At 66.7% G+C, this 7,887-nt stretch carries 7 protein-coding genes; 6 read left to right on the forward strand and 1 reads right to left on the reverse strand.

All coding sequences use genetic code 11. The annotated features are described in order from the left end of the window. Window positions 1-689: 689 nt before the first annotated feature. Window positions 690-1,622 carry a LysR family transcriptional regulator gene (locus O9280_RS15475; protein ID WP_298344766.1) on the reverse strand — a complete coding sequence of 311 codons (933 nt, stop codon included), beginning with the start codon at window positions 1,620-1,622 and terminating at the stop codon, window positions 690-692. Window positions 1,623-1,749: 127 nt separating this feature from the next. On the opposite strand from O9280_RS15475, the gene O9280_RS15480 reads away from it, so the two are divergent. The 6 genes from O9280_RS15480 to O9280_RS15505 all read left to right on the forward strand — a co-directional run bounded on the left by O9280_RS15480 (window position 1,750) and on the right by O9280_RS15505 (window position 7,598). Next, window positions 1,750-2,541: a crotonase/enoyl-CoA hydratase family protein gene (locus O9280_RS15480; protein WP_298344769.1), complete on the forward strand. Its 792-nt coding sequence runs from the start codon at window positions 1,750-1,752 to the stop codon at window positions 2,539-2,541. Window positions 2,542-2,567: 26 nt separating this feature from the next. Continuing rightward, the gene (locus tag O9280_RS15485) at window positions 2,568-4,349 is read left to right on the forward strand and encodes an acyl-CoA dehydrogenase (RefSeq protein WP_298344772.1); all 1,782 of its coding nucleotides are present in this window, start codon (window positions 2,568-2,570) and stop codon (window positions 4,347-4,349) included. Between the two features lie 29 nt (window positions 4,350-4,378). Beyond that, the gene (locus O9280_RS15490) at window positions 4,379-5,215 is read left to right on the forward strand and encodes a metal-dependent hydrolase (protein ID WP_298344774.1); all 837 of its coding nucleotides are present in this window, start codon (window positions 4,379-4,381) and stop codon (window positions 5,213-5,215) included. A gap of 10 nt (window positions 5,216-5,225) precedes the next feature. Next, window positions 5,226-5,684, forward strand: coding sequence for a PaaI family thioesterase (locus tag O9280_RS15495; RefSeq protein WP_298344777.1), 459 nt, complete (start codon window positions 5,226-5,228; stop codon window positions 5,682-5,684). Then, on the forward strand, window positions 5,681-6,457 hold the full coding sequence (locus O9280_RS15500) for a crotonase/enoyl-CoA hydratase family protein (RefSeq protein ID WP_298344780.1): 777 nt from the start codon (window positions 5,681-5,683) through the stop codon (window positions 6,455-6,457). Before O9280_RS15495 ends, O9280_RS15500 begins: the two co-directional genes overlap by 4 nt. A gap of 115 nt (window positions 6,458-6,572) precedes the next feature. After that, on the forward strand, window positions 6,573-7,598 hold the full coding sequence (locus O9280_RS15505) for an IS30 family transposase (RefSeq protein ID WP_298344783.1): 1,026 nt from the start codon (window positions 6,573-6,575) through the stop codon (window positions 7,596-7,598). The last annotated feature ends 289 nt before the right edge of the window (window positions 7,599-7,887 follow it).

Raw genomic sequence — 7,887 nt, forward strand, 5'->3', positions numbered from 1 at the left:
ATCGGCACAGCCAATGTACCGCTGAGGCTATCGAACCTCAGCTGTCCTTTGAGCTTCCCGCAAGCTGCCGGACGGCTCAGCCTCGCGTCTTCGGGCTTTGAGTCCGGGAAGCGGACGCTCATAGCCGCCAGCAGTCGGCCATTATGAGAAGGTCGCATTTATGAGAAGTGCGCGATCAACGGCCGTCCTCTCGCCTCTGAAGGCAGGCTTGTCTGAGCTGATCTGCTTCTCATAACTCCTGCCCTGCGCAACGTGGTGACCTTCGCGGCCACCGTGGTGGCTGCGAAGGTGAACAGTCCTTGGGGGCGCGGGTCGTACGAGGCAAGCCGAGCCACCATCGAACCGCCCCAGAACCTGACCAGCGCCGTCGCCGCCGCGCTTGCCGCCCGGAGCGGCGACGAAACTATGAATAGTTGCAGCAAGCCGATTGGCCACCCGTACGAGGCCAGGCGGACCAACTTGGTGGACAACTTTTCATAACTGCGACCTTCTCATAATGGCCGTTATGGAAAGCTTTTCATAACGGCCAACTGCAGCCATTGACCAATGTCCGGTGTACGGCAAAGCGATTTACCGCAAGTCTCTCCCAGGTTCACGCCGTCGCACAGTCAGTCGGATCGGCATAAGCTATTGCTCGTCAATAAGGTGTGCGCGGCGCAAGCCCGTAAGGACAGCCCCATCGGCGCCGCTCAAGGTGCCGAGCGAGCGTGCACGCCATGCAGCCATCGTTCCGACACAAACCTCACCAAGGCGCGTGCGCTCTCCGAGGCCTCCGGCATGGGCAAAGTCAGCGCGTGAACCGTATCCCCTTCTGCCAAGGGAAGATTCCAAGCGGGCAGCAAGTCCACGAGTTCACCTCTGGCAATGTGCCTGGCAACGCAGCAGTCCATCGTGATGACGACACCGGCGCCTGCCACCGCTAAGGCGATCAAGCCGTCCAGATCATCGCTGTAGGCCACCCCCGAGACCTGCACGGGCTGGGATTGATGGCCGAGGCGCCACATCAGCGTTGTCGGTGTGTCTCGCGCGGCCCCGAACAAGAGCAACGGGAGTGATGCAAGCGCGGCAGGAGAGGAGAGCGATTCGAACCGCCCGGGCGCAGCGTAGGCGCTGATGCGGAAGGGCAGCACGGGCTGCGCCACCAGGTCCTCGGGCGGAACCCGGGTGATGCGAAAGGCCACATCGACGCCCTCGCGGAGCAGGTTGACTCGCCGATCGGTGAAGAGCAGTTCGTAGCCCAGCCGGGGGTGCAACTGCTGGAACTCCGCCAGGACCGGCGCCAGCATGCTGCGGCCCAGGCTGGGCCCGCAGGTGATGCGTAGCCGACCAGCCAGATTGGCCTGTGTCGCCCGCAGCGAGCCGCGCGCTGCTTCCGCGGCGTCCAGGACCGCCTTGGCGCTGTGTGCCAGGCGCCTGCCGGCCTCGGTCAGTCCCAGCGAGCGAGTGGTCCGCGCGAACAGGGGCTGGCCCACCAAGGCCTCGATCGCGGCGACGCGCCGGCTCACCGCGGCGCGCTCCTGCCCCAGCTTGCGCGCCGCCCGCGCAAAGCTGCCCGCTTGAACGACGCGGGCGAACAGCTCGAGTGCGTTGGCATCCAGCCCGGCCGCCGCATCGATGCGCATGGGCAGGGCCGCCGATTCAGGCGCGATTGGTTCTCTCATGGAGCCAGTTTGTACTCCGATCGCGATCTAGTCCACCGCTTGCCGCCTGCCTAGCATCGATCCACCTCAGTCAGAAATCCCAGGCCCCATGAACGACAGCACCGCCGGTTCCGTGACCCGCGAACGCCGCGACCACGTGTTTCTCATCGGCTTGAACCGAGTTGCCAAGCGAAACGCCTTCGACGCCGAGATGCTCTTCGACCTGTCGTCGGCGCTCGGCGAGTACGAACGCAGCTCCGAACTGCGCTGCGCGCTGGTGTTCGCGCACGGCGAGCACTTCTCGGCGGGCCTGGACCTGATGGCGCTCGCACCCAAGATGGCCAGCGGCACCTTGAGCTACCCCAGCGAGGGGCTCGACCCCTTTGCCGTGTCCGGCCCTTTGCGGCGCAAGCCGCTGATGGTGGCCGCGCAGGGCGCATGCTTCACCGCGGGCCTGGACCTGCTGCTGGCGGCCGACATCGCCTTGGCCGCCGACTCGGCGCGCTTCTCACAGACCGAAGTGCTTCGCGGCATCACGCCCTCCGGCGGCGCCTCCATCCGTTTCACCCGGGCCGCCGGCTGGAGTGATGCCATGCGCTACATGATGACCGGTGAAGAGTTTTCGGCCAGCGAAGCCCTGCGCATGCGGCTGGTCAGCGAGGTGGTGCCTGCTGCTCAGCTGCTCGAACGCGCCGTGGCCCTGGCCCAGCAGGTCGCCCAGGCGGCACCACTGGGCGTGCGCGCGTTGATGGAGTCGGCGCACCAGGCGCACGCCGAGGGCGAAGCTGCCGCACTGGCCGCCTTGATGCCGCGCCTGATGGGTCTGCTCAAGACACAAGACCTTCGCGAAGGCGTGGTGGCCATGATGCAAAGGCGCACGCCGGTGTTCAAGGGCGAGTGAAGACAGCCACGCAGGAAAGCTCGACCATGCTGGACTTCGCCCCCCCTCTGCGTGAGCAGCGCTTTGTGCTCGAGAACGTTCTTCGCGCCCCCGAGCTGTGGCGGCAATGTGATGCGTTCGCGCAGATCGAAGCCGCCGACGCCACGGCTGTGTTGGAAGCCGCTGCGCGGTTTGCGGTGGGTCGCTTGCTGCCCCTGGCGGCCAGTGGCGATCGCGAGGGCTGTCGCCGCGAGGGTGGCCAGGTTCAGACGCCTTCCGGCTGGCCCGAGGCCTATCGTGACTACGTGGCGGCGGGCTGGCCCTCGCTCACGGTACCGGCCAACCTGGGCGGCCAGGGCTTTCCGCGTGCCCTGGGCGCCCTGGCGACCGAGAACCTGGCTGCCGCCAATCTGGCCTTCTCCATCTTGGCCAATGTGCGCGAAGGCGTGCTGGCCTGCCTCGCGCGATTTGCCAGTGCCGACGTGCTGTCGATGTTTGCACCGCACCTGGCCAGCGGCCGATGGAGCGGCACGATGTGCCTGACCGAGCCGCAGGCCGGGAGCGACCTGGGCCTCGTGAAGACCGTGGCCATGCAGGACGCCACCGGCTCGTGGCGGGTGTCGGGTCAGAAGTGCTTCATCAGCAACGGCGAACACGACCTGACGCCCAACATCGTTCACCTCGTGCTGGCCCGCACCCCGGATGCACCGGCGGGCACCAAGGGCATCAGCCTGTTCGTGGTGTCGCGCCAGCGCTTGATCGACGGCCGGCTTGGCGAGCGGAACGGCGTGAGCCTGATCGGCCTGGAGCACAAGCACGGGCTCCGTGCGAATCCCACGTGCGCCTTGGCCTTCGAAGGGTCGCAGGCCTGCTTGGTCGGCGAGTTGGGGCAAGGGCTGCGCTGCATGTTCCTCCTGATGAACGCGGCACGGCTTGAGGTCGGTGTGCAATGCGTGGGCCTGGCGGAGATCGCCTACCAGAACGCCTTGCAGCACGCTCGGACGCGCTTGCAAGGCCGTGCGCTGGGAGGCGCGGCACAGCCCCAACTACCGGCCGACCCGATCATCAGCCACAGCCTGGTACGCCGGTCCCTGCTGGCACACAGGCAGTTCATCGATGGCGCGCGAGCGCTGGTGGCCTGGGTCGGGCTGCAGCTGGACCAGGAGCAGCATCATCCCGATCCCGACGAGCGTCGACGCTCCGGCGACCTGGCAGCCTTGCTCACCCCTGTGGTGAAGGGCTATCTCTCGGACCAGGCCGCCGAACACATCGGCGCCGCGCAGCGCCTGTTCGGCGGCTCGGGCTACATCGTCGAGACGGGCATGGAACAACTCGTGCGCGACCAGGCCATCTGCCGCCTGTATGAAGGCAGCAACGCGATCCAGGCGCTGGATCTGCTGGGCCGCAAGGTGCTGGCCGATCAGGGCGCACGGCTGAAGCTGTTGGGCGCGCGTTTCAGCGAGACGGCCCATCAGGTCGAACAGCACCCGCGCCTGTCGCCATTGGCGGCTTGGCTGCGGTCCTGCGCCGAGGAGGTCGCCGCGGTGGCAGCGCATCTCGGCGTGGATGCGCTGTTCAAGCGCGAAACCGCAGGACACGCGGCGCCGGCCTTCCTGGAGCTGCTGGGCCACTGCGTCATGGGCTGGATGCAGGCCCGGATCGCGCTGGCTGCGGTGTCTGGTTCCGACACGTGGCACACCAACAAGGTGGCCATGGCACTCGACTTCGTGGGCTCCATTCAGCCGCGGATCACCTCCCTGCTTCAAGCCCTGCGCGGAAATGGCGAGAGTCTGTCGCGGCTCGAGGCCGTCGACTTCTCCGCCCCGTGACTGCACGATCCTTCACTTCGGGTTCCACCTTGAGCGCACTCACCATCCGTCGGTTGCACATCGACCTCGGTTTGCCGATTCCCCGCCACTGGTGCGGCGGAGATGCCTTCCGCACCGCCTTCTTCAATGCCTTGTCGATGAGCTTTCCGCGAGGTGAGCAGTTCTTCATCGACGCGGTCAGGCGCGGTGTGTCCTCGCTGCCGCCCGACCAGCGCGCGGCTTTCGACACCGAGGTCAAGGGCTTCGTTGGCCAGGAAGCCACGCATCGCCGCATCCATGGCCTCTTCAACGGTCATCTGGAAGTGCAAGGTCTGGTCAACCACTGGGAGGCGCGCGGCAAAAGGCGGCAGGCGTCGACCGCCCTGGCCGACCCGCGGCATGCCGTGGGCATCACGGCCGCCACCGAGCACCTGACGGCCATCCTGTCGGAATGGGGGCTGGCCCATCCAGAGTTGCTTCGCAGCACCGACGACCGCATCAACACGATGTGGTTTTGGCACTTCAGCGAAGAGATCGAACACAAGTCCACGGCCATCGACGTGTACCTGGCCCTGGGCGGAAGCGACACCTGGCGGGTGCGCTACTACCGGCTCGTCACCCGCCTGTTTCTGATCGACCTGGCGCGCCAGACGTTCAACAACCTGTGGCACGACGGCACTTGGTGGCGGCCTTCGACCTGGGCCAGCGCGGTCCGATTCCTGTTCGGACGGCAGGGTCTGGTGCCCGCACTGCGGCAGCCCTGGAAGGCCTACCTGATCCCGCACTTTCATCCCAGCCAGATGCACAACGAAAGCGCCGGTCAATGGCTGCGCGACAACCGCGACGCCTACTCGCTGGTCTCGCCTGCTTCTCAAGCCACCGCTTGAGCGAAATGCCATGAACGCCCAGGAACTGCTTCTCGCCGGTCGCGCCGCCCTTGCGACGCAGCCTTTCAGTGTAATGCTCGGCACCCAGGTGGTGTCGTACGGCGATGGTGCCGTGGAGCTGCACCTGCTGATCACTGACCAGCTCAAGCAAGGCCGAGGTTTCGTGCACGGCGGCGTGGTGGCCTACCTCGCCGACAACGCTCTGACCATGGCCGCAGCCTTGTCGATGGGCGGCGGAGTGCTGACCGCGGAAATCAAGGTCAACTACCTGAGGCCGGCCCTCGGCCAGACCCTGGTGGCCAGGGCCTGGACCCTCAACGCCGGTCGGACGCAGGGCGTCAGCCGCTGCGACGTGTTTGCGCTGCACGACGGCGTGGAGAAGCTGTGTGCCGCGGCGCAAGGCACGATCCTGAAGGCGCCGGCGCCGGAGGGCCACAAGTCGACTGCGGCAGGCGAGGGTGTGGCGTGAGCGCCGGCGTTGCCATCCACACGGCCGGACGGGTGACCACGGTCACGATCCGGAGAGTCTCTCGCCGCAATGCCGTGGACCTGGAGACAGCGCGCGCGCTCCTTGCGGCGTTCAAGGCCTTCGATGCCGACGACCGCAGCGACGTGGCGATCCTCGCCGGTGAGGGTGGCACCTTCTGCGCCGGCGCTGACCTGCAGGCGCTGGCGGCCGGCGAACGCAAGCCGGTCGAGCCCGACGGCGACTTCGCGCCGATGGGACCGACACGCCTGCGCTTGAGCAAGCCCGTCATCGCCGCGATCGAAGGCCACGCCGTCGCGGGGGGCATGGAACTCGCGCTGTGGTGTGACCTGCGTGTGGCTGGTCGTTCGGCCGTGATGGGTATCTTTAACCGGCGCTTCGGCGTGCCGCTGGTGGACCTGGGAACCATTCGCTTGCCGCAGCTGATCGGCCAGGGTCGGGCCCTTGAACTCATACTGACGGGCCGACCGGTGGCGATGGACGAGGCCCTGGCCATCGGATTGGTAAGCCGGGTGGTTGACGATGGCTCGGCACAGGCAGAAGCCACGGCGCTGGCGAAGAGCTTGGTGGGCTTTCCACAAGCCGGACTGCGCAACGATCGGCTCTCGCTGCTGGAGCACTACGGGCTGGACGACGCGAGCGCCATCGCCAACGAGATACGCCGAGGGCTCGCAACCATTCGCAGCGGTGAAACGTTGGCCGGTTCGAGCCGCTTTTCGGCTGGAGCCGGCCGGCACGGCAAGTTTGACGGGTGACTGTCTCGTGCGGGGTGACGGCGCTTCGCTCGTTCGAGTGTTCCGGGGCTCGAACGGCAGTACCAATGGCGGCCTCAAATCTGAAGTGCAACACCCACTAGCGTAAGGTGCGCACATGAATCAGACAACGCAGTACCGCCAGCTTCAGCCCGAGGACCGGATGACGATGGCGAGCATGAAGCAGCAGGGGTGCAGCGCCCGGGCCATGGCCCGGGCGCTGGGCCGCAGCCCTTCGACCATCACTCGGGAGTTGGCGCGCAACACCTTGACGGCAATGCCCTACGGTTCGCACACGGCGCAGGTCAGCTGTTTCAGCCGTCGGGCGGCCGCCCGACCTGCCGCCAAGCTGGCCTTCGACGGCCTGGGTTGGGGCGTGGTGCGCTCGATGCTGGACTGGAAGTGGTCGCCGCAGCAGATTGCCGCTACCCTCAAGCGCGTGTTTCCCGACGACCCTTCGCGCCACGTCTCGCACGAGACCATCTACACGGCCATCTACGCGCAGCCGCGCGGAGAACTGCGCAAGCAGCTCGTCGCATGCCTGCGCCACGGCCGCGGCACCCGCATGCCACGCTCTCGAGGCGAGGATCGGCGCGGGCAGATCCCCGACATGGTCAGCATCCATGTGCGCCCACCCGAGGTGAACGACCGCGTGATGCCGGGCCACTGGGAGGGCGACTTCATCAAGGGGGCGGGCAACAAGTCCTCGGTCGGCGTGCTGGTCGAGCGTACGAGCCGCCTGGTGCTGCTGGCCAAGATGGATGACGCCACTGCGGCATCGGCGCTGGCGGGCTTTTCTGCCAAGCTGAATTCGATTGCCGCCCCGCTGCGCAAAAGCTTCACCTACGACCAGGGCAAGGAGATGTCCCGGCACGTCGATCTGGCCGCACAGACTGGCGTGAAGGTCTACTTCTGCGACCCTCACAGTCCCTGGCAGCGTGGCACCTGCGAGAACACCAACGGGCTCATCCGGCAGTACCTGCCCAAGGGTACCGACCTAAGCGTCTTCAGCCAGGCCGAGCTCGACGGCATCGCCGACAGCTTGAACAGCAGACCACGCGCTACCCACGACTGGCAGACCCCGCTGGAGGTCTTCGCGCAGACCTTGGCCTGCTCCCAAAAGCCCTCGACCTCAGTTCATTGAACCGGGTGTTGCGCTTCGGACTTGAAACCGCCAATGCTTTCCACCACTGACTACAAGGCGTTGTCCATCGGCATGGCGATTGGCCGCAGGAATAGCGTGTCGCCGACGGCTTTCCGCCCGCCCGGCCTGCTCGGTCCCGGTCTGCTTTGGGTCGTTGGCCGTCCGTCACCAGTCGCCGCTGAAGGTCAGCTGACCGTCTCATCGCCGACACCCTGGCCTCCGGGATGCGGCCGCGGGCCTCACCGGCCAGGCTTGGCCGCGCCAAGCCCGGCGGCGCGCTCCACCAGCA

This window comes from Silanimonas sp., assembly GCF_027531545.1.
GTDB lineage: Bacteria > Pseudomonadota > Gammaproteobacteria > Xanthomonadales > Xanthomonadaceae > Silanimonas.

Coding starts and splice junctions, on each gene's coding strand:
- O9280_RS15475 (WP_298344766.1), bottom strand. CDS start 1,622: ATGCGCATCGATGCGGCGGCCGGGCTGGATGCCAACGCACTCGAGCTG.
- O9280_RS15480 (WP_298344769.1), top strand. CDS start 1,750: ATGAACGACAGCACCGCCGGTTCCGTGACCCGCGAACGCCGCGACCAC.
- O9280_RS15485 (WP_298344772.1), top strand. CDS start 2,568: ATGCTGGACTTCGCCCCCCCTCTGCGTGAGCAGCGCTTTGTGCTCGAG.
- O9280_RS15495 (WP_298344777.1), top strand. CDS start 5,226: ATGAACGCCCAGGAACTGCTTCTCGCCGGTCGCGCCGCCCTTGCGACG.
- O9280_RS15505 (WP_298344783.1), top strand. CDS start 6,573: ATGAATCAGACAACGCAGTACCGCCAGCTTCAGCCCGAGGACCGGATG.